We start from the raw sequence: 22,240 nt of genomic DNA, 5'->3' as shown, positions 1-22,240 counted from the left end.
AATCGGCTACGTATCAGCCGAAGTTTCGGGCGGGCTCCAGGCCCAGCACCTCGCGGAACTCGGCGACAGAGAGGCGAAGCTCCTGGTCACGGGGTACTGCACGGAGCACTATTCGGCCGGTCTCGATGATGTGCCGACTGCGGTAGGCGAGCGTGAGTACACCGATCACCGTCGCCGCTTGACGCAGCCCCTCATCGACGCCGCCCCGCACGACCGTAGAGAGTGCTCCATGGAGTTGGACGTTCGCCCGATACTGGTATTCCGGGACGAACTTCAGGCCGTTCCCCTGCGGCGGCGACACCCAGCTTTCCGCGAGGTGGATCTGGTCCGGCTTCCAGAAGCCGTACCGGTCAGCGATGACGCCCTTCTCCGCCTGGACGACGCGGTCCTGCTGCTGTCGGAGGCGGCGACCAACTCCCTGGTGCACACCGACTCGGCCATCATCGGCGTCACCGTGGTCACCGAACCCAACGGCGACGTCCGCGTCGAGGTCTCCGACCAGGGCGCGCAAACCTTACCGGGCATCCATCCACACCCCGACGACGAACCGGCCTCCTCCGGCCGCGGCATCCGCCTGATCCGCGCCCTGTCCTCCCGATGGGGGTTCGCCGAACAGCGCTCTCAGTCCGTCCTCTGGTTCGTCCTCTCCACACCGGAGCCCGGCGACCCGCCCCACGATCCCGCAGGCGCGTCACTGTGCTCCTGGTAGATCATGAAGATCCGCGAGATCTTTGCGATGATGACCGTAACGTCGCCTGGATCGCGAGAGGAGGTGAAGCAGATGTCCTACAGTCCGAAGCTCGCCGCGGCATTGTCGGGTGCGACGCTTCGCCAACTCGCTCACTGGCGCAAGGCCGCCTCCGGCCGTGGAGCTGTACTGACGCCGGAGCTCTCAGACGTAAGGCCGATCCTCTACTCCTTCCGGGATGTCGTGGCCCTTCGGACATGCGTCAAGCTCCGCAACGACACGTCCTTGCAGAAGATCCGCCGGGCTCTGGACACGCTCCGCGATGGTCTACAGGAGCGCGAGCACCTCTCGGCTTACCGGCTGGTGGCCGACGGCAGCACCATCTACCTCGTCGAACCGGACCAGGCGACCGATCTCGTAGGCCGGAAGGCGAACGTGGTCATCCACCAGATGGTAGACGTGCTACGTCCCTTCTACCGCGACGGCCGGCACATTCCCGACCTGCTCCGGCCACGTGAACACGTGACCGTGGACCCGGCGGTCCGTGGCGGGGTCCCGGTGATCGAGGGCACTCGGATCCCTTATGACGAGGTCGCGGCACTGCTGCGCGACGGCGTTCCGGCCGAACGGATCTCCGACTACTACCCGAGCGTCACGGCCCCGGCCGCGAGGGATGCGGCCGACTTCGCCGACTACGTCGACAGCTACGAGCCTCCTCGGGAGCACCGTGAGGCTGCTGCTGGATGAGAACGTCCCCATTCCGCTCCACCGGGTGCTCTCCACGTTCATCCTGACCCACGAGATCGTTCATCTCCTCGAACTGCAGGGCTGGTCGGGAACGCGTGATGAGTATCTTTATCCTCAAGCGGCAGCCGAGGGGTTCCACGTGGTCTTGACCAACGATGGCCGGCAAATGCAGCGCCCGCGGGAGGTCGCGGCCATAGCGGCCTCCGGTGTGCACCGAATCGAATACCCACACAAGCACCGCGGCTTGGCGGGAATGGGCATTGCGATCGCCACGGTCGCAGCGGGATTACCCAGTGCTCTCACCATGCTGGAAGAGGCCGACGGCCAGCGGCTGATCACATTGCGGGGAGTCGACCCGACTGCGGCAAGCCGTCTGCACGTGGTCGACCCCAAGGTATCTCCACCCAAGTTCTGGTTCACTGCCCTGTGAGGGGACATGCGAAGCTGATACGGCACACGGCCGCTGCCGTCAGATATCACGGAAAAACGCGGTGTCGACGGTTACATCCTCCACTTGGCGAATCGTGGTGCTGACGCCTAGCTCGTACTCCCTGAGCAGATCGCACAGACGCCGGCCGTCTATCAGGTCGATCGGCTTGGCGCCTGGACGCTTGGCCTCGAGCCTGGCTCCGGGGGTGAAAAGGCTAGTTGTGATCAAGAGGCCTCGTTCGCCTCTACCATCCAGCGAACCTCGGAAGTCACGCACGATCTCGGGTCCCACGGACTTGGTATAACGCTTGCACTGGAAGTAGACGCGGGAGCTGGTCAGTCTGTACCACGTCGTTCCGAAGCCGTCGATCCCACCGTCACCTGACCGATCGGTGACCTCCACGCCCTCGTAGCCGGCTCGACGCAAGAGGCGCCCGGCGAGACGTTCAAAGGCATACGGGGACAGCTTCATAAGGGCATCGAGCAGGACTTCCTGCCAATCCGGCTCGGGTGAGGGGGCAAGAGAGATCTGCTCGACGCGGAGTTTCTCAGTGGCTGTCGCTCCGTCGTCCACAGACACCTCAACCTCGACCTGTTCACTGGTCACAGGCCGTTCCACGCTCGATCGAGACGAGTCCGCTGATTCCTCTAGTCCTCGTGAATCTCGCATGCGTCGGGCATAGGCCTTATGGAGTGGCTCGATATCGGTTTCTTCGGCATTCTTGCCATCGGGGGTCAACGACCAGGACCCTCGGCTGCTGTTCGTGAGCAGGCCCATGCCTTTCAAATAGCTGCGGGCCCACGCGGTCCGATACTCGATCACACTTCGGGGTCCGTTCTTGTGCACAACAGATTGCTGCTCTTCCGAGAAACCCTGCCGACGATGCACCTCGGCGTCGATCTCGGTTATCGACGCAGAACCTCCAAGTGCGCGTACCGCTTCGAGAGTCGGCCAAAGAAGCTCTTTGTAAGTGGGAAGATCAGCTTTGCTCACGCCGACATGATGGCAGATCAGGCCGACAGATCGCGGGGCCAAGAGCGGAATGGGCCGGAATCGTCCCAAGCCGAGCCAACCTCGTACTGATGCGGCCGGTGATACTCGGTGCCGGAGCCGGGACAACTGTGGGCGGAATGTCGGGCAGGGCGCCTAGAGTCTTGCCTGTGACACAGCCATCAGCGGGCCATTCGGTACTCGCGGTCCCGGATGCGGCGGCGATCCGGGATGAGTTGCAGCGGCTCGTCGTTGACGATCTGCACGGGCCGTACGGGGACGAGGCTGAAGAGTTCGACGAGGATCCGACCGATCGTTACCTTCTCGGGCGGCTCGCACCGAGTGGGACACCGGTGCGGCCGGAGGAGTTGGACGAGCTCGCCGGGTCCGAACCGGTAGCGCCGGGTGAGGGGGATCCTGAGCCGTCCGCGCCCAACGTGCCGAGCATGGCGCCCTCGGCGCTTGGCTTCACCTGCTTCGTGGCCGGGGACACCGAGCGGCTGACGGTGACGGGCCACTGGGCGCGGTATGAGCGGACCGCCAGTGAAGAGACCGGGCGCATGATCTGGCGGCGGCTCCCGATGTCGGGCACCGGGGGCGTCAGACTGCACGAGGGCAAGCTGGGGCCAGTGCACCTCAACGGCGATCAGCCCGAGATCGTGGTGGAGGGCAGGGCCCGGCGCCACGAGGGCGGATGGCTGGTCTCGTTGTTCCTGGTCAACACCCAGACATGGCCCAAGACGCGCCGGGCCGAGCGGTGGATCTTCCAAGCCCGGTTGTCGGCAGCCGGAGAGGGCTTGGCGCCGATCTTCCTGCCAAGGCCGCAGCGGCAGTCCGGCGGGGACGCCGCAGACCGGGCCGAACAGCGGCGCCTGGCGATGGTGTACCGCATGACACCGGAGTTCGCGGTCGGACACGGCGTGGCTGTGGAGGCCAACGAACTGGTGGAAGCCGACCCGATGCGGGCAAGCGAGATTCGCACCGCGGCCGTACCGGATCATGAGATTCCCTTCACCGACGTGCCCGATGCCAAGAAAGATCCAGATCTGCCCGAGCTGGCCGACCTCGTGCTGGACATGAAGTCCCTCGCCGAGTTGAGCGACCGGCCGGGCGATGACCTGTCGGAGCTCACGGCGGCGTTGACACCGCTCGTCACCGGCTACCGCGCCTGGCTCGCCCATGCCGAGCGGTCCGCCGACGACCCGGGGCGCCACCTGGACGACTACCGGCGGGAGGCGCGAGACACGCTGAAGACGGCTCGCCAGGCGGCCGACCGGGTAGAGCGTGGCCTGCGGTTGCTCCTCAAGGACCCGGTCGCCCGTCGGGCGTTCGCCTTCGCCAACCGGGCGATGCACCTGCAACGTATACACAGCCTGGCCGCAGAGCGGCGGCGTGAGGACGACCGGCTTTCGCTGGAGCAGGCCGTCGAGTCGGTGGACCTGCCGAAGAACCGACGCTGGAGGCCGTTCCAGCTCGCATTCCTGCTGCTGAACCTGCCGTCGCTGGCCGACCCGCTACATCCCGAGCGATCCGCCGACCGGGAGAAGGCCGTCACCGACCTGCTGTGGTTCCCCACCGGTGGCGGCAAGACAGAGGCCTACCTGGGCCTGACCGCGTTCGCACTCGCTGCGCGGCGACTCCAGCCGGCGCTCGGAGGACTTGACGCGAGCGACGGGGTAGCGGTGCTGATGCGCTACACGCTGCGGCTGCTCACCATCCAGCAGTTCCAGCGAGCCGCCGCACTGATCTGCGCGTGCGAGACGCTGCGCCAGGCCGACGAGGCCGTGTGGGGGCACACCCCGTTCCGCATCGGCCTGTGGGTGGGTGGACGGGTCACGCCCAACACCACAGACAAGTCCGCCGACGCCGTGGCCGAGCTGCGTGGGGGCCGGGGGATGCGGAAGACGGTGGGCTCGCCACACCAGCTCACCTCGTGTCCGTGGTGCGGCACGAAGATCGAGGCGGGCAAGGACATCGTGGTGGACACCGTGCGCAGCCGCACCTTGATCCTCTGCCCGGATGTGTTCTGCCCGTTCAGTGGCTGGGCGAGCCAGAACGAAGGGCTGCCGGTCGTGGTGGTGGACGAGGAGATCTACCGGCTACTCCCCTCCTTGATCATCGGTACCGTCGACAAGTTCGCCCAGCTCGCCTGGAAGGGGCAGACGGCGACACTGTTCGGCCGGGCCACGCTGAGATGCGAGCGGCACGGCCATCTCACCGAGGACCTGGCCGTATCGGTTTGCGAGAGCCGTACCGGGCATGTTGCCAAGGGGGCGGCACGCGCCGCGAAGATCTTCCCGGCCGCGCCGCTACGCCCGCCGGACCTCATCGTGCAGGACGAGCTGCACCTGATCTCCGGCCCGTTGGGGTCGCTGACCGGCCTGTACGAGACGGCCGTCGACCGGCTCGCCTCCTGGGAGGGCAAGCCCGGCGAGCAGGTCAGGCCTAAGGTGATCGCGTCGACCGCGACCGTGCGGCGGGCCGCGCGGCAGATCGACTCGCTGTTCCACCGCAGCACGGAGGTGTTCCCCCCGCCGGGGCTGAACGCCGACGACAATTTCTTCTCCCGGCAGCGGGATCCGTCATCGCGGCCGGGGCGCCGTTATATCGGCGTATGCGCGCACGGGGTACGGATCAGATCGACACTGATCCGGGTCTACGTCGCGGTGCTCGGCGGGGCGCAGAAGCTCCACGAAAAGTACGGCCACAACGAGGTCACCGACCCCTACATGACCCTGGTCGGGTACTTCAACAGCCTGCGGGACCTGGGTGGCATGCGCCGTCTGGTGGAGGACGACATTTCCACCCGGCTCTCCCGCGCGGACGAACGCGGCCTGGCCCGCCGCTACGACCCGATGCTGCGCGAGCTGACCTCACGGCTCTCCTCCGGCGACATCCCAGAGATCCTGGACGGGCTCGGCGTTACGTTCACCGGAGAGCGGGCCAGGGGAGAGCGGCGGCCGATCGACGTGCTCCTAGCCACCAACATGATCGCGGTCGGGGTGGACGTGCCGCGGCTCGGCGTGATGGTGGTGGCCAACCAGCCCAAGTCCACGGCCGAGTACATCCAGGCGACCAGCCGCGTGGGCCGGGTCGCACCCGGCCTGGTGTTCATGGTCTACAACTGGGCACGACCGCGTGACCTGTCGCACTACGAGACGTTCGCGCAGTTCCACGGCACCGTCTATCGGCACGTGGAGGCGCTGTCGGTGACCCCCTTCGCGCCCAGGGCGATCGACCGGGGGCTGACGGGCGTGCTCATGGCACTGATCCGCAACCTGGAGGGCGCCTACAACGCCAACCTCTCGGCGCAGTCGTTCAACCGGCACAGCAAGCTCGCCGACCACGTGGTCATGTTCCTCAAGCGCCGGGCCGGTGAAGTCGTCGGTCACAACGAGGTGGGGCGCCAGGTGGAAGACCAGCTCCTCGCCCGGCTGGACCACTGGGACCGCAAGCGCAGGGAACCCGGCACCCGGCTCGCCTACGCCAAGCCATACCGCGTCGACGATGTGGTGGGCTTGCTACGTAAGCCCGAGGAGGGCAAGTGGGGCCTCACCACGTGCCCGACCTCGCTGCGCGATGTGGAGCCCGGCATCCGTCTCCTGCTGACACCCGACCCGGGTGTGGAGGAGATCCGGCAGTTCGAGGCGATCGAGACGGAGCAACCGGCCGAGACGGAGGAGGACGCGTGACCACTACCCCGGCCGCGCCGCTGCGCGTGGGCGAGTTGCGGCCGAGCCAGCTCCTGCACACCTACGGCGTCGGCTCGGTGCTCGACCTGCCGAACCTGTCCGTGACCGTCCTCGGCCTGGATTTCTGGGAACGGGGCCGGGCCACCGAGGTGATCGAGGATCGGCTGCTCGCCGCCGTGCGAGGCAAGCTCGGCGACCAGGTTGAGCAGTTGCGCACCCCCCCGTACATCCCCGAGACCGGCGACGTGTTCGACGAGTGGGCGCGCGTGGGGGTTCCTGTCACGCTGTTCCCCCAGTGGCTGCGCTGCTCCCGGCTCCAGTGCAACCGCCTGGCGCCCGCCTCCTCCGGCGTTTTCGAACTGATCCAGAACCCGTACCAGCCGGAGAAGACCCGCTACGTGCACGGCTGCAAGGGGCAGGGCGGCAGCCGGCCGGTCGCGGTGCCCGCGCGATTCGTGCTCGCCTGCCCGGAGGGACATCTGGACGACTTCCCCTGGGCCTTCTACGTCCATCGGGGGGTGGTGCCACCCGCCGATGAGGCCCACACCTACCGGCTGCGGGAACGAGGCACCACGGGCGAGGCGGCCAACGTCTACGTCGAGTGCTCCTGCGGGACGAAGGCTCGGGCCATGTCGGAGGCGTACGGCGAGAAAGCCGAGCAGAACCTGCCGGGATGCCGCGGCCGGCACCCGCACCTGGGCCGGGCATCCGGGTGCGGCGAACCGACCCGCACGCTCGCGCTGGGCGCGACCAACACGTGGTTCGCCATGCAATTGCGAGTCTTCAGCCTGCCCAGGGCGGAAACCGGTCTCGATCAGGTGGTGGAGGAATACTGGGGACAGCTCACCCTGCTGGCGTCGCTGCCCGCCGACACGGCGAAGCAACTGATGCGAACCCAGTCCTGCTGGCCGGAGCTGGAGCCTTACGGCGCCGACGCCGTGTGGAAGGCGATCGGTAAGCGGGCGAACGGCCAGGATGACGAGTCCGGAACCGGAGACGCGCTCGACTTGCTCGGCCCCGAATGGGCGGCGTTCACCGCCGGGAACGACACCGAGTTGCGCGACTTCACCACCCGGCGGGTATCGGTGCCCAGGGAGGAACGTGACTGGCTGGCGGGGGTCACACTGGTGCCGCGCCTGCGCGAAGTCGCCGCACTGTACGGCTTCACCCGCATCGACGCGCCGGAGTGGGGCGTGGTCAGCACCGCCGACACCCGGAGGGCCCCGCTGACCCTGACACCGGCCACCTGGGTGCCCTGTGCCGAGACCCGGGGCGAAGGCATTTTCCTTAAGTTCTCCGAAAAGCGGCTGCGTGAATGGGAGCGGCGCCCGGAGGTCGAGAAGCGGGCCGACGTCCTGGTCCCGGCGCACGAGAAGTGGCGGCGGCAACGACGCCTTCCGCCGGGGCACTTCCCCGGGGTGCGTTACCTGCTGCTGCACACCTTCGCCCACGTACTGATCCGGGAGTTCGCGCTTGAATGCGGGTACGGCGCTTCCGGTATCGGCGAACGCGTCTACGCCGACCCGGATCGGGCGATGGCCGGGGTACTGCTCTACACCGCCGCCCCCGACAGCGAGGGCACCCTCGGCGGGCTGGTATCGCTCGGGCACCCGGACCGCCTCGGCATGCTGATCCGCCAGGCGCTGGACGCGGCCCGCCTGTGCAGCTCCGACCCACTATGCGCCGGACACGACCCCGAGACACACGGCCGCCTGTACGGCGCCGCCTGCCACGCCTGCCTGTTCGCCGCCGAGACCTCCTGTGAGCGCGGCAACCACTACCTCGACCGCGCCCTGCTCGTGGACACCGTCCTCGGCGGTGGCGCCGGTTTCTTCGGTCCGTGACCGGGGACCTCGGCGAGACGATAGCCGTCCTGGCGGGGGAGCTGCCCTTCTCCCACATCGTGGCCTGGGCCGGGGTTCTCCGGAGCGCGGAAGGGCCTGGCGACGATGTCCTCACCAGGCTGATCGAGGCACGGCCCGCCGCGGCCCCCCACGCGGTGCGATTCGTGGATGCTTGGCGGAAGCACGCTCCCGCGTTACCCGGAGCCGGGCTCGGGCTGGCACTGGAAGCTGCCGCCCGTGTTCACCTCGCCGAGGAGGCCCGTCGTCCCTCGATCGTGGTCAGCGGCCCCACCAGCGACGCCGTCGCCGTACGCCTCACGGTCTCCGCCGTTACGGAGATCCTGCGCGCCGCCCGCGAATCGCTACTGGTGGTGAGCTTCGCCGCGCATGGGGTCGACGAGATCGCCCAGGAGCTGGCCGCCGCGGCGGAGCGCGGCGTCCAGATCGACCTCGTGCTGGAAACCGGGGTCGAAGAAGGCGGAACCCTCAGAGGCCGGTCCAGCGCGGCTGCGTTCCGATTATTGACCGGCAAAGCGACCTTCTGGACCTGGCCCCCCCACAACCGCCCCGCCGGCGCCGCCCTCCACGCCAAGCTCCTGGCCGCCGACGAACAGATCGCCCTGCTCGGCAGCGCCAACCTCACCGCCCGAGCCCTCCTCACCAATATCGAGATCGGCGTAATCCTCCGCGACCCCGACACGGTCGGCCGGATCGTCACCCACCTCCGCGCCCTGATGCGGCCGGGCATCGGCCCGCTGGAGCCGGTACCAGACCGACGCTGAAACGAGTGCTGAACGGTCTCCCGTGTCGTCGCAATTTTTGTGGCCTGATGAAGCCGGACACAGAGCCGCTTCAACCTGTGGCCCACCATCCATGATTCATACGAAATGTCCCACAAATTGGGCAAATTTGGCGACAAGCCTTTCTAGCCCCGAACGTGGTACACAGTGCACCCTAAGTTGGCACTCCAAGTCTAGATCACTAGCCGGATCTGGATCGGTCCACATCTCCGCTATGCGGGGATACAGATGTATCTATCTAGTTAGATAACAACTAGCTCATTTCTCCGAGAATCCATCACACGAGGCCCATACCATAGACCACGCGCATAGATCGATCACTGCTCAGGCGATTCGGACATGAAGGCATACCGCACGCAAACCCAGGAAACGCCTTCAGGGTTCCGGATTTCAGCATGTCGCAATCCTCTGTCCGGACATCGCATGAGAGATGACAGAAATCGGGATGATTAAGAAAGCATTGGGCGTAACGTTACGGGCGCTCCTCGGAGTGGTCCTGTCGCTCGTCATCGTGTTACCAGTGCAGACCACGTCGGCCTGGGCAGATCCGATACCGTCCAATGATCCACCAGTAGGCATCGCAGCTCACCCGAAAGGTCACGGCTACTGGCTCGCCGCAGCCGACGGCGGCGTCTTCTCCTTCGGCACCGCCGGCTTCCACGGCTCCATGGGCGGCAAACACCTCAACGCACCCGTCGTCGGAATCCACCGCCACACCCGACGGCAAAGGCTACTGGCTCGCCGCAGCCGACGGCGACATCTTCTCCTTCGGCACCGCCGATTTCCACGGCTCCATGGGCGGCAAACACCTCAACGCACCCGTCGTCGGAATCACCGCCACACCCGACGGCAAAGGCTACTGGCTCGCCGCAGCCGACGGCGGCATCTTCTCCTTCGGCACCGCCGGCTTCCACGGCTCCATGGGCGGCCGTTCCCTGGCCGCCCCGATGACGGGCATCAGCGCCACACCACAGGGCAACGGTTACTGGACAACGGCCAAGGACGGTGGCGTCTTCGCGTTCGGCGCGGCTCGCTATCTCGGCAGGGTGGTGACCAGGAACTCCGAACCCCGGCCATTGCCCGCCCTCCCTCAGGACATCACCCCGAGCCAGCTCTACCAGATCTTCGGTGTCCGGTCGGCGACGATCGAGCATGGCCTCCCGTCGTTGAACGCGGCGATGCGAGAAGCGCAGATCAGCGGTCGGCCTTTCCGGGTCGCCGCATTTCTGACGATCATCAAAGCCGAGAGCGGATTCCGCTACGACGCCCTCGAAGGTGGCTGCCCAAGCCGCCGCTACGCCCCGTACTGTGGCCGTGGATTCATCCAACTGACGTTCCAGAGCAACTATCGCAACGCCGGAAATGCGTTAGGTCATGACTTCCTGGGCGGCCAAATGGAGGATGCGCGCTCTCTCGCCTGGAGCGCCCCCGTCGCTACCTGGTTCTGGAGCAGTCATAATTTGAACAACCATGCAGATCGGCGGGACATGGTGGCCGTCACCAAGGCCGTCAACGGCAGCGGCGCCGCCACATCGCGCATCATCCAGGACTGCAGGTTCTTCAAGAAGGTTCTGAGCACGCTTTACTACCCAGGCGTCCAGCAACCTTCGGTCAACTGCCCGGACTGACACTGCACCGCAGGTGGTCCCTGTTTCCACAACACGCGCGAACAGGAAATCAGATGGAAGCGATGATCCGGGTCACGGGCGGCGACCCTGTGCTGGAAGCGACAGATCTTCATCTGTGGTTGCGTGGCGAACGCGAACTAACGGGACTCGTAGGAGTGGTCCGCAAGCCGCCTGGCGCCACCGATCTCGGCGGCATGATCGATGCCGTGGTGGTGGCGCTCGGATCCAGCGGCGCTGGCGTGGCGCTGGCCCAGGCCTTGAAGGCGTGGCTCAGAACCCGCCGTCCCGATGTATCCATCACTGTGAAGTCCGACGCGGGGGAGGTCACGCTGGACGCTCATAACCTGGTGGCAAGCGACGTGCTGCCAATACTGGAACGGGTTCTCCGGGACCGCGATGCCTGAGCCGCGCACGCGGCCGGGTTCTCGCGCGATTCTCATCGGAACCCGTGGTTCGAAGGACGCCGCCATCCCCTCGACGCCCGGCGCGCTTGTCACCTTGAACGCAGTGAAAGAGGTCCTCACCGATCAGGCGCTGTGCGCCTGGCCGTCCCACCTGGTGACGAGCATCGAGGACGCGAACGACGTGCAAAGCCTTCTGCTGACGCTGCGGCGCCTGACCCGGGAGGCCAGGGACACACTCCTCGTGTACTTCGTGGGGACCGGCATCATCCTGAGGGGTGGACGGCTCTGCCTTGCTCTGGCGTGCACCGAAGCCGACAGTCCGGATATCACCGGATTGGAGTACGAACGGGTTCGCCGGGAAATACTCGACAGCCCAGCCCGACTGAAGATCGTAATCCTGGACTGCTCCTACTCCGGCCGGGTGATCGAGGCACTCACAAGCAGCCGGATCGTCGATATCACCGACATCACCGGAACATACATCATGAGCGCGAGCGACCGGGAAACCGTCCCTGGCCCGCCGGCCGAACCGACGACAACCACGCCGTTCAGCGATGAGTTGATCGCCATGATTCGCTCCGGCGTCCCGGGCGGCTCCGAACATCTCACCTTGGGTGATCTGTACCTCCAGCTACATGAAAGCCTCAGACGGCGAGGGCTACCCGCTCCCAACCGCCGCAACAGCGACGTCGCCGACAGGTATCCATTCACCCGGAACGTGGCGTACGACGGCGGAGCGTCACCACTCCGTGTCGATGCACCAGGACTCCCCGCCAAGAGGATCCGAAGTGGACTGACAGAACGGGGAAAGTGGCGCCGCATGCTGGTCGGGGGCGGACTCACACTGGCCACAGCGACAATCGCCTCATCACGCATCTTCATCGCGTCCGAACAGCCGCCGGGAACCGAACAAGGAGCGCCCGGTCCAACGCAATCCGGATGGCGTGGCCGCCCGCTCGCCGGCGCTCGTGGTCGCCTTTACGGCATCGCGTTCAGTCCTGATGGCAAGATCCTCGCCGCAGGTAGCGCAGACAAGACGGTGCGGCTTTGGGATCTGGCCGCAAGAGCTTCGTCCACGTTTGCACTCGATCACCCCGCCGTCGTCTACGGCACAGCCTTCAGCCCGGCGGATGGTGGGATTCTCGCCACCGGTGGTGATGACGGAACAGTGCGACTCTGGGACTTGGACCGGCGAGCGGTCGCAGCCGTATTGACGGGCCATGGCGCGACCATCTGGGAGGTGGCGTTCAGCCCGGACGGAACCATACTGGCCAGCACGAGCAGCGACAGGACCGTTCGGCTGTGGGATGTGGCCCGTCGGCGCGTCCGAGCCGTGCTTCACCATCCCATGAGTGTCTTTGGAGCGACATTCAGCCCCGATGGCCGCATCCTGGCCACCGGAAGCAACGACACAAAGATCCGACTTTGGGATACCGCGACCCACGACCAACTCGTCACGCTGACCGGTCACCGGCAGGCCATCACCCAATTGGCCTTCAAGCCTCGGGACGAAAAGATACTGGCCTCCGGAAGCTGGGACGCGACCGTACGGCTCTGGGACACAGCGACCCGCAAGCACACGGCGACGTTGCTGGGGCATCAGAAGACGGTCTCCGGAGTTGCCTTCTCCCCCGACGGCAAGATATTGGCTACGGGCAGCGCGGACACCACCGTGCGATTGTGGGACACGCGTAGCGGCCAAACCACCGATATCCTGCGCGACGCCGTCGACGTCTTCGCGGTGGCCTACCGCCCTGACGGCGCGGTCCTGGCCACGACCAACCATACGTTCGCATGGCTGTGGGAGATGCGTTGAGAGCGCCGCACATTGATTACGCGTCTTCGACGGCCATCTTGCTCGGCACCTCGGTTTACCGCGACGTAGCATTCCCAGCGGTACCAGCGGCGGCGAACAGCCTGTACGGCATGCGAGCACTTCTGACCGACCCCCGCCTAGGCGGTTGGCCATCCAAGCGGGTCGAGTTTTGGCTCAATCGCACGGGGGCCTCGCAGGTCACCAAGCGACTCAGACAGGTGGCCAACGCGACCACGGACGTTCTGCTGCTCTACTTCGTCGGTCACGGCACCCTTACCGAGCGCGGAGAATTGTGCTTGGCCCTTACCGATACCGAAGACGACCACTGCGATCTGACCGGTCTGGAATACGAACGCGTCCGGGACGCCCTTGAGGCCAGCCCTGCTCGTATCAAGGTCGTGATCCTGGACTGCTGCTACTCGGGCCGCGTGATTGAGGCCCTTGCACCAGCGCATATCGCCAACATCACCGAAATCCGCGGAGCATACACGCTGACCGCCAGCGACGAGACAGCTCACGTCGTGGCTCTGCCTCATCAGCGACGGACTCACACCTCTTTCACGGGTGAGCTGATCGATCTGGTCCACACGGGCATCCCGAACGGCCAGGAGTGGCTCACTTTGAGGGACGTGTTCCCCGATCTGCGGCATCGGCTCATGCGCCGCGATCTCCCGCTCCCCAACAACAGGGGAACGGGCACGGCGGACGGATTTCCATTCGTATTGAATTCCGCGTACCCGGCCGCGGCCGCTGGTGGGACCACCCTGTCTCCACCGGAGAATCCCGTGTCCTCACGTCCACGTCCACGCCGACTCGCACCCATGTCCCGCCGCTTGATCTCACGGCGGAATCTCCTGCTCGCCGGTGGCGCCTTGCTCACGGTGCCGAGCGTGTCCTGGGCGGTATGGCGCCTCACTTCCTCGTCGCACCCAACGGCCAGTCCCGCGGGCCTCGCTCTCGGCGAACCTCTCACCGGCCACCGTAACGGCGTCTGGGTAGTCGCGGCCGGCGTACTCGGGAACAGGCCCGTCGCGCTCTCAGCAGGCGAAGACGCGCGCATCCTGGTATGGGATTTGACCACCCACGAGCAGGCGGGCAAGCCGCTGACCGGGCACTCAGCCGGCATCTGGGCGCTGGCGATGGGCGATCTGAACGGCGAGCCCGTCATCGTCTCGGGAGGCGAGGACCATACCGTGCGGCTCTGGAGTCTTGCCGAACGTAGGCAGATCGGGTCCTCGATGACGGGGCACGAAGCGCCTGTCAAAGACGTGGCCCTGCACACGGTGGGCGGCCAACCGGTGGCGGTGACCGCCGGACTCGACAACTCGGCACGAGTCTGGGACCTGACCACCAGGAAGGAGCTCGGTCCAGCCATGCGACACCCCGGGAAGGTGCTGGCTGTGGCATGCGGTAAACGCGATGGCGGCCCCATCGCCGTCACAGGCGGTGACGACAAAACGATACGCGTCTGGGGCCTCGACGATCACGCGCAATTGGGACCACCACTGACTTCGGCCGGCCCTGTCGAGGCCATCGCCTTGGGCGACCTGGACACTGTCCCGATCGCGCTGTCCGGCGGCCCGGACAAGGCCGTACGCGTCTGGGATCTGAAAGCAGGCCAACCTATTGGCGCGGCCTTGACGGGGCACACCGACTGGATATGGGGTGCGGCCATCGGCCGTCTGCACGGCCAGACCATAGCGGTCACCGTCGGAGACGGCATCGGCCGGGTGTGGAATCTCACCGAGGGCGGCCGTCTGGAGACCACTCTGGCCGATCAGCACAACAGCGTGTGGGGTGTAGCACTGACAAGTTTCAATAATCACACTCTCGCGGTAACCGGCTGTCTCGACGCCAGAGTCCGCATGTGGGACCTCGGGCCGAGTTGAAAAGCGACCCCGGGGCCCGGGCTTCGGGGCTTCGTGGTCGCATCGCGACCCGCTCGTGGGCCGAGGAATGATGGGCCGAGGTGAGGTGGGCTAGAAGGCTCGTGTCTTGTCGTACGCTTCGCGGGCCGTGGTGACGGCGGCTACTTTTTCCTCGGACCAGCGGGCCAGGGACCAGACGTGTTCGGCTACCTCGTGGCCGAGGGGGGTCAGGGAGTAGTCGACTCTGGGGGGGATCACTGGCTTGGCGTCGCGGTGGATGAAGCCGTCGCGTTCCAGGGTCTGGAGGGTTTGGGCGAGCATTTTTTCGCTTACGCCGCCTACGTGGCGGCGTAGTTCGCTGAAGCGGTAGGAGCGTTCGCGGAGGGCCGCCAGGATCAGGACTCCCCAGCGGCTGGTCACGTGTTCGAGGATCAGCCGGGAGGGGCAGTCGGCGTGGTTGACGTCCGGGGGTGGGGGGACGGCGACCGAGGTATCGCTAACTGTCATGTGAGTACCTTACTCGTAGGTAGGTACTTTCGCCAGGGCATGTGCCCACCGTAGGGTGAGCGGCAGATATCAGGACATGCACGTTTATCCCTCGACGCGGAAGAAGAACATCGGAAATGAGCATCGTCATCACCGGCGCGACCGGGCAACTGGGCCGCCTGATCATCGCCGATCTGCTGGCGGCCGGGGTACCCGCGGGGGAGATCACGGCGGTCGCGCGCAGCGCGGAGAAGGCGGCCGATCTCGGCGCGCTGGGAGTGCGGACGCGCATCGCCGACTACGACCTGCCCGAGACGTTCGCGGACGTGTTCCAGGCCGGGGACCGGGCGCTGCTGATCTCCGGGTCGGAGGCGGGGCGGCGGATCCCCCAGCACACCGTGGTGGTCGACGCGGCCAAGGCGGCGGGGGTGGCGCAGCTCGCGTACACCAGCGTGTTCGGCGGACCCAAGGCGGACTTCCTGCTCGCGCGGGAGCACCAGGCGACCGAGCAGCTGATCCTCGACTCGGGGCTGCCGTACACGTTCCTGCGCAACAACTGGTACTCGGAGGTCTACGCCGGTGACCTCGCCGACCTGGCCGGCATCATCGAGCGTGGTGTCCTGCTCACCAACGCCCCCGGGGACAGCCGCGTCGCCTCCGCCACCCGCGGGGACTTCGCCGCCGCGGCGGCCGTCGTCCTGACCACCGACGGGCACCTGAACAAGGCGTACGAGCTGGGCGGCGACGTCGCGTGGTCGTTCGAGGAGTTCGCCGACGAGGTGACCAGGCAGAGCGGGGAGAAGGTCGTGCACGCCGCGGTGCCCGCCGCCGAGCGCAAGGCGATCCTCGTCGGTGTGGGGGTCCCCGAGGGGTTCGCCGAGATCCTGGTAGACGTGGACGAGGCCATCGGACGCGGGGCGCTCGCCGGGACGCCGGGCGACCTGTCGCGTCTCATCGGACGGCCGACCACGCCGATCGCCGACTCGATCGCGGCGGCCCTGCCGAAGTAGATCTACTGGCCCGGGCGCCTTGGTGCCCGGGCTGTTCGGGCCGCGAGGAGGTACGGCTCGGGGCCGAGCGCGGCAGTTCCGGGCGACGCCCGGGACGACGTCAGGCCGACGGGCCGGGCTCGACAACGAGGGTGTAGTCGACGCCGACCTTGAAGTCCCCGGAGGAGCCGCGGATGGTGAGTGTGTGGCGGCCCGCCGGGAGGGGCGGCAGGCGGGCCCAGATGCCGCAGCCGTGGACGCGGTACGTGCCTTCCTCACCGGTCACCGCGTTGTCCTCGGTGCCGGTCACGATCGTGTCGGGGTCGCTGAGGGACCGGGTGGGGACCGCCGTGCCGTCCAGTACGGCCCTGCCTTGAGCGGTGGCCATGAACTCACGGCAGGTGGGCTCGTCGGCGATCCGGTTCACCAGCGGGAACACCAGGGGACGTCCGGCGGGGACCACGCAGGTCCGTCGCACCAGGCCGCCGGAGGTTCCGGCGAGGAACCACAGGTCGTCCGGCTGGTTGCGGGCGCACCGCTCTCCGGTCGTGTCGCTTAGCGGGCTGGTGGCCTCGCCCTCCGTGGCCGCCCAGGTCCACCAGCGGCCCTGGATCTCCTGGAGGGAGGGGAGAGCCGGGCGGGCGGGTGCCGATGACGCGGGTGAGGGTGGGCCGGCCGGTGCCGATGACGGTGGCGAGGCCGGGCCGCTCCCGGGGGCACCCGTGGGGGCGCTCGCGCATCCGGCGAGGACGGCGAGGAGCGGTAGAACCGACATGACGGATCTGGGGGGCATCGGGGAATCATAGGCACGGCGGGACACCGGCTTGGACGCCGGGCTCCGCAGCCTGGATGCCGGGCCCTGAGGGCCTGAGGGGTTCGGTGCCGGGAGGTGCGGGCGGGGTGGTGATCAGGGGTTTCGTGACAAAGTTCACATCATGGGATGATTGGGACTATTCGGGACATGTCGCCGGTTTAACCCGCCTGTAACACCGAGCACGCCGGCGTCTGGAACCACCGGAGGGGCGTGCGAAGCTAGGAGAAAACAGATCATGAGTAAGATCACTCGGCGCTTGGCCACCGCGGCTGCCACCCTCACCGTCGCGGGCGGAATCCTCCTGAGCACAGGCGGTGCGGCGTCGGCGGCGACCTCCGCGAGCGTGGACGGCGGGGTCCGTGACCATGCGTCCAGCGTGTCCCACGTGGTGCGGCACGAGAGCAAGAACGTGAAGTGGGACGGTCACCGCTGGTGGCACCGGTACAGCAAGCACGGTGACTGGTACAGCACCGACCACGGCCGCCACTACCGCTTCGACGGCCACCGCTTCTACCGCTGGAACGACGGCAAGTGGAAGCGCCTGTCCAACGACTACGCCCGCCACCACGGCTTCGACCGGCACGACTTCTCCTCCAAGCACCACCACGGGCACTCCGGGCACTGACCGGCACCTCGACTGCGGCGTGAAGGCCGTTTCTCCTCCCCAGGAGAAACGGCCTTCGCCGTCACTGGGTGACGAAGGGCCAGGCGGCGGTGCGGGCGGCCTCGATGTACGGGATCGCGCGGAACCAGCCGGGGACCGGGCTGGTGACGACGTGCTCGTGGCCGGGGATGGTGACGGCCTCGGCCGCCTGCGCGGCGGTGGACGGGTGGGTGAGGATGATGACGCGGTCGTGGCCGGCGGCGAGGTGGCGGACGGCGGCGGCGGGGCCGGTCGTGCCGTCGAGCGGGCCGAAGCGGGCCAGCACGGTGGTCAGCGGCTCGCCGGGGCCGACCGGCACGCGGGCGGTGACCGTGCCGCACTGCACCAGGTCCGCGGACGCGGCGCGCGAGGCGACGGCGGCGCCGAAGGCCGCGGCGGCGTCGCCCCTGGTCAGAGGCGAGCCGGGCCAGGCGGGATCGGCCATCGACGCGGTCCGGTCGACCAGGACGAGGGTGCGGCCCGGCAGCGCGGGGACGTTCGCCACCGACAGGTCGGCGGCCCGCCGCAGCGCCGGGGTCCAGCGGGACCCGGGCACTTGCCGCAGGGCCGCGACGATCTCCAGCGGGGTGACGCCGGACCAGAGCACGCGGGCCGGGTCGGCGAGTTCCGCCGCGAGCCCCTCGGCCCGGACGTCCAGGCGGTCGAACTCGGGCAGGTGCTCAAGCCTGTCCTGGTACGACATGGACGGCAGCACGGCCGCCCAGGCGGGCCCGGTCATGGCGCCGAGCAGCCACCGCCGGACCGTGCGCCAGGGCATCGCCGCCCTGGCCAGCGCGTCCAGGACATCGCGTCGTTCCATGAGCCCGGGGCGGCGGGCGGCGGGAATCCGGTACAGGGCCCGGCGGGTGCGCAGGACGGGCAGCCGCTCGGAGATGGTGGTGACCGTCCCCTTGCGGCGGCCGACGGCGTGCGCGAACACCGCCGCCTGGGCGTCGCCGGCGGGCACGGGGTGGGTGAGCGCGAGCACGTCGGCGAACCGCAGCGTGGCCCCCGGGCTGTCGTACGTGGCGAGGGCCCGTTTCGTCGTAGAGACGGACGGCCGCGTCGGCCACGCCGCGCTTGAGCGGCTGCGGGAGCGCGCGGCCGAACCGGTTGAGCCAGTGGTACAGCAGTTCCCCGGGCTCGTCGGCCCGCCGCAGCGACCGGTCGACGACGCGCCGGGCCCCGGCCGTGCGAGCGTGCACCATCTCGGCGACCAGGGCGAGCCGCAGGTGACGCAGCTCGGGGTGCTGCCCCATCCAGTCGAGGAGCCCGGTCAGCCAGGCGCCGTCGGCGCCGGCCAGGCGGCTCGCCAGGTCGGTGTACCGCTCGGTGGGGACGCGGGCGGGCGTGTCGGCGATGGCTCGCGCGATGAGCAGGAACAGTTCTTTCCTGGTCGTGTCCACGCCACTGAGCGCGCGGGTCGTCATGCGAAGCTCAACTCCGTCTGGTCGATGAGGCCGGGAAGAGGGGCGCCCGAGAATAGGAGCCGGCCGCCGCACGGCATGCCCAGCCGTGCTGCGCGGCGGGCTGATGGCGCACCGGGAGCCTGGGTGCGCCGGGGCGAGACAGTGTGGCCCGGCGCACCGCGTGACGTGGCCGTGCCCGGGGCGCGGCGCCGGTCGCGGCGATGCCGCGACGGTGTCGTCACCTCCTGACGCACGGAACACGTCAGCGGTTTCCATCATCCGGAGCCGGTATCCGGGCGGCAAGAGGTATTTATGCGTTCTTGACGGCGGGCGGCGTTGAGATTTCGTCAACGCCCCACGTCAGGGCCGCCTTCCGGCACGCCCCCCGGCCGCGCCGAGGGCCGGGTGCCTTCGCCGGCCGGCGGGGAGCGCGCTCGTGACCGCGGGTTTCAGGCCGAAATTTCCGAGGGATTTCCGCGGCCCTTCTTGGCGAGTCCGGCGGCGGCCGGATCCTGTCATGATCTGCCGGGCAAAAATCGTTATCGCCGGATGCGAAATACCACGTTGCGGCTGGTACAGGGGGACATCTCTGCCGCTTTTTCCATCGAGAATCGTCCTCGGCACGGACAGGTGACCCGACCGTGCGCGCGGAAACCGGCCGGCAGCAGGGAGAAAACGGGAGCCGATAAGTGTACGCGATACCGCAAATTTCACCGGCCAAATTCGGCGAGTCTCAAAATTGCGTATATGTTACATAAGTACGGCGAATACGCCGACGCCATCAATGAGAGGCATCTCCATGAAGGGCAACTTCGCCATATTCGGAATCGCTATCGCCACCGGCCTGGTAACAGTGGCTCCGACGCCTGCGGCGGCACAGGCCGCGCCGGCGACACCGACGACGCCGCTGGCCGTCACCGGCGCACCGGGCGACGCGTACTTCATCGGCTGGCTGGCCGGCAAGAATGAGGTTCCGGTCAGGGGCGGCCCGGCCGTGGGCGACCGGAACGGCCGCGCGTACGTCGTGATCAGGATCAGCGGGAACCGCGTCTCGTACGCCGCCCGGTGGTCGGACATCGGCAGCCCCACGGCGTTCCACATCCACAAGGGCAAGGTGCGGACCAACGGCGACGTCAAGGTCGGCTTCTTCGCAGAGGCACTGCCCGGCAGCGCGCGAGCGGTGACCGGACGGGTGAACGTGGCCGACCGCGGACTGCTGTCGGCGATCAAGAGAAGCCCGTCGCGCTATTACCTCAACCTGCACACCGCGCAGTTCCCCGGCGGCGCGGTACGCGCGCAGCTCCAGCGGATCTCTCGCCCCGTCGACCTGACCGGCGTGCTCGCCCATGACACGCACACCCGGCTGACGGCGAACGCCAACGGCGCGCAGGAAGTACGCGAGGCCGGCAAGACGGTCGGCGACCCCGACGGCTCCGCCCGCTGGCTGATCGGCGTCCAGCGGACGACGCTCCGCTACACCGCCACCTGGGGCAACCTCGACCCGGTCACCAACGGACACATCCACCGCGGCAGGACCGGCGTGAGCGGCCCCGTGGCCGCCGACCTGTTCGCCGACGCCAACGGCCTGCCCGCGTCGGTCCGCGGCCTCGCGGGGGTCGTCTCAGTCAACCGCCGTCTCGCGCGGAGCATCCTGACGTCGCCGAGGAACTGGTACACCAACCTCCACACCACCGAGTTCGCCGACGGCGCCGTCCGCGGCCAGCTTCGCTCGGCCCACGGCCACCGATGACCCCAAGCACGTGCCCGCCGGGACGGGCCGTGGCCGAGATCTGACCACTTCCCACCCTGCTCAGCGGTCGTCCCTCCCAACCGGAGGGGGCGACCGCCTCGTGCTGTCCGCCGCGAAAAGACTGAGATTGTAAACCGTACCCAGGGGTGAATCCCGCGAAATCGTATGCGTAATAGTGCACACACCATCAGCCAATCCGCCGCCTCTCCTGATGCGTATAAGTCGCACATGTACGGCGACCACGCCGACGTCATCATTGAGAGGCTGATCAAGATGAAGCGCACCCTCATCACCTCCAGCATCGTTCTCGCCACCGGCCTGGTGGCCGCGGCCCTGACACCCGCGGCCGCGCAGGCCGCGCCCGCCGCGACCGGTTCGGCCGACGCCTACTTCATCGGCCGGCTGTCCGGCGCGAACGAGGTGCCGGTCGCGGGCGGGCCCGCCGTGGGCGACCGGGACGGCAGCGCCTACGTCGTCATCCGGATCAGCGGCAACCGCGTCTCGTTCGCGGGGCGGTGGGCGAAGATCGGCGCCCCCACCGCGTTCCACATCCACAAGGGCAAGGCGGGGACCAACGGCGACGTCAAGATCGGCTTCTTCGGGGAGGCGCTGCCCGGCAGCGCGCGTGCGGTGGCCGGCGGCGTCACGGTGAACGACCGGGCCCTGCTGGCGGGTATCAGGAAGAACCCGAAGAACTGGTACCTCAACCTGCACACCGCGCAGTTCCCCGGCGGCGCGGTGCGCGCCCAGCTCCAGCGGATCGCCCGCCCGGTGGACCTCACCGACGTGCTGGCCCACGACACCCACGCGCGGCTGAAGTCGGACGCGAACGGCGCGCAGGAGGTCCGCGCGCCGGGCAAGAAGGTCGGCGACCGGGACGGCGCCGCGCGGTGGCTGGTCGGCGTGAAGGACACCAAGCTCCGCTACGCCGCCATCTGGAGCGACCTCGACCCGATCACCAACGGCCACATCCACCGCGGCAAGAAGGGCGTCAACGGCCCCGTGGTGGCCGACCTGTTCGCCGACGCGAACGGCCTGCCCGGCTCGATCTGGGGCATCGCCGGCGTCGCCCCGGTGAAGCGCGACATCGCCCGGGGCATCGTGAAGAACCCGAAGAACTGGTACACCAACCTCCACACCACGAAGTTCGCCGACGGCGCCGTCCGCGGCCAGCTCCGCTCCGCGCACGGCTCCTGGTGACCCGGGGCGCGTGAAGGCGCGGTGCCCGTCGTGCGAGCGAAC

General features: G+C 67.8%; 19 protein-coding genes. 14 read left to right on the top strand and 5 right to left on the bottom strand.

What is annotated here, in order from left to right; all coding sequences use genetic code 11:
- Positions 1-13 precede the first annotated feature (13 nt).
- Positions 14-301: a hypothetical protein gene (locus ACFP1K_RS04710; RefSeq protein ID WP_380747217.1), complete on the bottom strand. Its 288-nt coding sequence runs from the start codon at positions 299-301 to the stop codon at positions 14-16.
- Positions 302-316: 15 nt separating this feature from the next.
- Here ACFP1K_RS04710 and ACFP1K_RS04705 point away from each other — a divergent pair, with 15 nt between their 5' ends.
- Genes ACFP1K_RS04705 through ACFP1K_RS04695 form a run of 3 tightly spaced genes read left to right on the top strand, consistent with a single transcriptional unit; the run spans position 317 to position 1,865 of the window.
- Entirely contained in the window at positions 317-709 is a 393-nt protein-coding gene (locus tag ACFP1K_RS04705) for an ATP-binding protein (protein ID WP_380747216.1), read from the top strand.
- 3 nt (positions 710-712) lie between these two features.
- Complete coding sequence (locus ACFP1K_RS04700; RefSeq protein ID WP_380747215.1) at positions 713-1,435, top strand: DUF433 domain-containing protein; 723 nt, start codon at positions 713-715, stop codon at positions 1,433-1,435.
- Positions 1,416-1,865, top strand: coding sequence for a PIN-like domain-containing protein (locus ACFP1K_RS04695; RefSeq protein WP_380747214.1), 450 nt, complete (start codon positions 1,416-1,418; stop codon positions 1,863-1,865). The genes ACFP1K_RS04700 and ACFP1K_RS04695 overlap by 20 nt, the downstream gene beginning before the upstream one ends.
- Positions 1,866-1,904: 39 nt before the next feature.
- On the opposite strand, the gene ACFP1K_RS04690 is transcribed toward ACFP1K_RS04695, so the two are convergent.
- Positions 1,905-2,858, bottom strand: coding sequence for a restriction endonuclease (locus ACFP1K_RS04690; RefSeq protein ID WP_380747213.1), 954 nt, complete (start codon positions 2,856-2,858; stop codon positions 1,905-1,907).
- Between the two features lie 167 nt (positions 2,859-3,025).
- On the opposite strand from ACFP1K_RS04690, the gene drmA reads away from it, so the two are divergent.
- The 7 genes from drmA to ACFP1K_RS04655 all read left to right on the top strand — a co-directional run bounded on the left by drmA (position 3,026) and on the right by ACFP1K_RS04655 (position 14,928).
- Complete coding sequence (gene drmA, locus ACFP1K_RS04685; RefSeq protein ID WP_380747212.1) at positions 3,026-6,547, top strand: DISARM system helicase DrmA; 3,522 nt, start codon at positions 3,026-3,028, stop codon at positions 6,545-6,547.
- Positions 6,544-8,391: a DrmB family protein gene (drmB, locus tag ACFP1K_RS04680; protein WP_380747211.1), complete on the top strand. Its 1,848-nt coding sequence runs from the start codon at positions 6,544-6,546 to the stop codon at positions 8,389-8,391. Before drmA ends, drmB begins: the two co-directional genes overlap by 4 nt.
- Positions 8,388-9,173: a DISARM system phospholipase D-like protein DrmC gene (gene drmC, locus ACFP1K_RS04675; protein ID WP_380747210.1), complete on the top strand. Its 786-nt coding sequence runs from the start codon at positions 8,388-8,390 to the stop codon at positions 9,171-9,173. The genes drmB and drmC overlap by 4 nt, the downstream gene beginning before the upstream one ends.
- An 812-nt stretch (positions 9,174-9,985) precedes the next feature.
- The gene (locus ACFP1K_RS04670) at positions 9,986-10,819 is read left to right on the top strand and encodes a glycoside hydrolase family 19 protein (RefSeq protein ID WP_380747209.1); all 834 of its coding nucleotides are present in this window, start codon (positions 9,986-9,988) and stop codon (positions 10,817-10,819) included.
- Positions 10,820-10,872: 53 nt separating this feature from the next.
- A complete protein-coding gene (locus ACFP1K_RS04665; protein WP_380747208.1) occupies positions 10,873-11,223 on the top strand; it encodes an effector-associated constant component EACC1 in 351 nt (116 codons plus the stop codon).
- Complete coding sequence (locus ACFP1K_RS04660) at positions 11,216-13,039, top strand: caspase, EACC1-associated type (protein WP_380747207.1); 1,824 nt, start codon at positions 11,216-11,218, stop codon at positions 13,037-13,039. Before ACFP1K_RS04665 ends, ACFP1K_RS04660 begins: the two co-directional genes overlap by 8 nt.
- Positions 13,018-14,928, top strand: a complete 1,911-nt coding sequence (locus ACFP1K_RS04655) for a caspase, EACC1-associated type (protein ID WP_380747206.1) — start codon at positions 13,018-13,020, stop codon at positions 14,926-14,928. The genes ACFP1K_RS04660 and ACFP1K_RS04655 overlap by 22 nt, the downstream gene beginning before the upstream one ends.
- 90 nt (positions 14,929-15,018) lie before the next feature.
- On the opposite strand, the gene ACFP1K_RS04650 is transcribed toward ACFP1K_RS04655, so the two are convergent.
- Positions 15,019-15,414, bottom strand: a complete 396-nt coding sequence (locus tag ACFP1K_RS04650) for a winged helix-turn-helix transcriptional regulator (protein WP_380747205.1) — start codon at positions 15,412-15,414, stop codon at positions 15,019-15,021.
- Positions 15,415-15,530: 116 nt separating this feature from the next.
- Between ACFP1K_RS04650 and ACFP1K_RS04645 the strand changes: the two genes are divergently transcribed.
- Positions 15,531-16,403, top strand: coding sequence for an SDR family oxidoreductase (locus ACFP1K_RS04645; RefSeq protein WP_380747204.1), 873 nt, complete (start codon positions 15,531-15,533; stop codon positions 16,401-16,403).
- A 100-nt stretch (positions 16,404-16,503) separates the two neighbouring features.
- On the opposite strand, the gene ACFP1K_RS04640 is transcribed toward ACFP1K_RS04645, so the two are convergent.
- Entirely contained in the window at positions 16,504-17,175 is a 672-nt protein-coding gene (locus tag ACFP1K_RS04640) for a signal protein (RefSeq protein WP_380747203.1), read from the bottom strand.
- Between the two features lie 256 nt (positions 17,176-17,431).
- Between ACFP1K_RS04640 and ACFP1K_RS04635 the strand changes: the two genes are divergently transcribed.
- Complete coding sequence (locus ACFP1K_RS04635; protein ID WP_380747202.1) at positions 17,432-17,821, top strand: hypothetical protein; 390 nt, start codon at positions 17,432-17,434, stop codon at positions 17,819-17,821.
- 61 nt (positions 17,822-17,882) lie between these two features.
- Here the strand turns inward: ACFP1K_RS04635 and ACFP1K_RS04630 are convergent, their stop codons facing one another.
- A complete protein-coding gene (locus tag ACFP1K_RS04630) occupies positions 17,883-18,827 on the bottom strand; it encodes a hypothetical protein (protein ID WP_380747201.1) in 945 nt (314 codons plus the stop codon).
- A gap of 1,205 nt (positions 18,828-20,032) precedes the next feature.
- Between ACFP1K_RS04630 and ACFP1K_RS04625 the strand changes: the two genes are divergently transcribed.
- A complete protein-coding gene (locus ACFP1K_RS04625) occupies positions 20,033-20,998 on the top strand; it encodes a CHRD domain-containing protein (protein WP_380747200.1) in 966 nt (321 codons plus the stop codon).
- A 228-nt stretch (positions 20,999-21,226) separates the two neighbouring features.
- Positions 21,227-22,198, top strand: coding sequence for a CHRD domain-containing protein (locus ACFP1K_RS04620; protein ID WP_380747199.1), 972 nt, complete (start codon positions 21,227-21,229; stop codon positions 22,196-22,198).
- Positions 22,199-22,240: the final 42 nt, after the last annotated feature.

This window comes from Sphaerisporangium aureirubrum, assembly GCF_042658925.1.
In the GTDB taxonomy this organism is placed as follows: Bacteria; Actinomycetota; Actinomycetes; order Streptosporangiales; family Streptosporangiaceae; genus Sphaerisporangium; species Sphaerisporangium aureirubrum.
Note: the sequence above shows the minus strand (reverse complement) of the source record. Positions and strands in the feature narration are given on the sequence as shown.

Bases quoted from the DNA above. Each gene is read 5' to 3' on its own strand.
- ACFP1K_RS04645 (WP_380747204.1), top strand. From the start codon at position 15,531: ATGAGCATCGTCATCACCGGCGCGACCGGGCAACTGGGCCGCCTGATC.
- ACFP1K_RS04700 (WP_380747215.1), top strand. From the start codon at position 713: ATGAAGATCCGCGAGATCTTTGCGATGATGACCGTAACGTCGCCTGGA.
- ACFP1K_RS04660 (WP_380747207.1), top strand. From the start codon at position 11,216: ATGCCTGAGCCGCGCACGCGGCCGGGTTCTCGCGCGATTCTCATCGGA.
- ACFP1K_RS04635 (WP_380747202.1), top strand. From the start codon at position 17,432: ATGAGTAAGATCACTCGGCGCTTGGCCACCGCGGCTGCCACCCTCACC.
- ACFP1K_RS04670 (WP_380747209.1), top strand. From the start codon at position 9,986: ATGGGCGGCAAACACCTCAACGCACCCGTCGTCGGAATCACCGCCACA.
- ACFP1K_RS04655 (WP_380747206.1), top strand. From the start codon at position 13,018: ATGGCTGTGGGAGATGCGTTGAGAGCGCCGCACATTGATTACGCGTCT.
- ACFP1K_RS04625 (WP_380747200.1), top strand. From the start codon at position 20,033: ATGAGAGGCATCTCCATGAAGGGCAACTTCGCCATATTCGGAATCGCT.
- ACFP1K_RS04620 (WP_380747199.1), top strand. From the start codon at position 21,227: ATGTACGGCGACCACGCCGACGTCATCATTGAGAGGCTGATCAAGATG.
- ACFP1K_RS04640 (WP_380747203.1), bottom strand. From the start codon at position 17,175: ATGCCCCCCAGATCCGTCATGTCGGTTCTACCGCTCCTCGCCGTCCTC.
- ACFP1K_RS04650 (WP_380747205.1), bottom strand. From the start codon at position 15,414: ATGACAGTTAGCGATACCTCGGTCGCCGTCCCCCCACCCCCGGACGTC.
- ACFP1K_RS04665 (WP_380747208.1), top strand. From the start codon at position 10,873: ATGGAAGCGATGATCCGGGTCACGGGCGGCGACCCTGTGCTGGAAGCG.